The sequence below is a fragment of the Psychrobacter sp. Cmf 22.2 genome, assembly GCF_001921745.1.
In the GTDB taxonomy this organism is placed as follows: Bacteria; Pseudomonadota; Gammaproteobacteria; order Pseudomonadales; family Moraxellaceae; genus Psychrobacter.
Genome location: NZ_MRYA01000061.1, coordinates 1 through 251 on the forward strand (window position 1 = coordinate 1; position 251 = coordinate 251).

Here is a 251-nt window from a genome sequence, read left to right on the forward strand (position 1 = left end):
CAAGCCATCGCTGAAAGTGTCGCCGTGTTTTCTAGCCTGAAAGTGCCTATCATCGTCACCATTATCGGTGAAGGTGGCTCAGGCGGTGCATTGGCAATAGGCGTTGGCGATAAGGTAAATATGCTGCAAAACAGTATTTACTCTGTCATTTCTCCAGAAGGCTGTGCGTCTATCCTGTGGAAAACGGCCGAAAAAGCACAGGATGCCAGTGAAGCATTAAAATTAAATGCGATTAATCTCTATCAAATGGG

General features: G+C 45.8%; 1 protein-coding gene. It reads left to right on the forward strand.

Annotated elements, in window-relative coordinates; all coding sequences use genetic code 11:
- Positions 1–251, forward strand: a 251-nt coding sequence (locus BTV98_RS13310) for a carboxyl transferase domain-containing protein (RefSeq protein WP_368664880.1), incomplete at both ends; no start/stop codon positions are given.